This window comes from Phaeodactylibacter xiamenensis (assembly GCF_000759025.1).
GTDB lineage: Bacteria > Bacteroidota > Bacteroidia > Chitinophagales > Saprospiraceae > Phaeodactylibacter > Phaeodactylibacter xiamenensis.
Genome location: NZ_JPOS01000048.1, coordinates 1 through 1269 on the forward strand (window position 1 = coordinate 1; position 1269 = coordinate 1269).

Here is a 1269-nt window from a genome sequence, read left to right on the forward strand (position 1 = left end):
ACCCTTGATATAACCCAATTTTCCAGCGCGGACATCGGTCAAAATCAGGTCATACTGACCGCAGAGGATGCTGCCGGCAATTTAAATAGCTGCTTAGCGACTGTGACGGTGAATGGGGCATCGCCAAATTGTTCTGACGGTATTCAGAATGGGGATGAAACGGGAGTGGATTGTGGAGGGAGTTGTATACCTTGTGCTGTGCCTTGTGCCGATCCGGGCTTTACGTCCAATACCATAGCGACATCAGCGGATGGTGCCACTTCCGTATACGCCATGGATTTGGACGGTGATGGCGACGCGGATGTATTATCGGCATCATTAAATGATGATAAGATAGCGTGGTACGAGAATGACGGCAGCGGCAATTTTGGTGCGCAGCAGGTCATAACGACATCAGCGGATGGTGCCGGTTCCGTATACGCCATGGATTTGGACGGTGATGGCGATGCGGATGTATTATCAGCCTCTTCGCTTGATGATAAGATAGCGTGGTACGAGAATGACGGCAGCGGCAATTTTGGTGCGCAGCAGGTCATAACGACATCAGCGGATGGTGCCAGTTCCGTATACGCCATGGATTTGGACGGTGATGGCGATGTGGATGTATTATCAGCCTCTGATAATAAGATAGCGTGGTACGAGAATGACGGCAGCGGCAATTTTGGTGCGCAGCAGGTCATAACGACATCAGCGGATGGTGCCAGGTCCGTATACGCCATGGATTTGGACGGTGATGGCGACGCGGATGTATTATCGGCCTCTTCGTATGATGATAAGATAGCGTGGTACGAGAATGACGGCAGCGGCAATTTTGGTGCGCAGCAGGTCATAACGATATTATCGTATGGTGCTGCCAGGTCCGTATACGCCATGGATTTGGACGGTGATGGCGATGCGGATGTATTATCGGCCTCATTAAATGATGATAAGATAGCGTGGTATGAAAATGACTGTGTAGCCCCCTGCCCCACACCAGAAAACATAACGATAACTTACGATTGTGGCGGAGAGGTTGTCCTGCATTGGGACATTACCGACCCGGATACGCTGGTCCAATCCTATACCGTGGTGCTGGATACCAATGGTCAGGAGTTCACCAGTTATACCGGCCTGACTACATCTGAATTAACGATCCCTGCTGGCACCCTTCAGCCAGGGACAGATTATGAGTACACCATTACAAGTAGCTGCGGGGCCAACACTACAGGCGTTATTGACGGCACAGAGATCAGAGATCCATTACCGGAGATCATTATAAGCAATGTGGTT

The 1269-nt window shown here is 50.5% G+C and carries 1 protein-coding gene; it reads left to right on the forward strand.

Annotated features, from left to right (window positions below; translation table 11 throughout):
• On the forward strand, positions 1-1269 hold a 1269-nt coding region (locus tag IX84_RS18155), incomplete at both ends, for an FG-GAP-like repeat-containing protein (protein WP_044223965.1).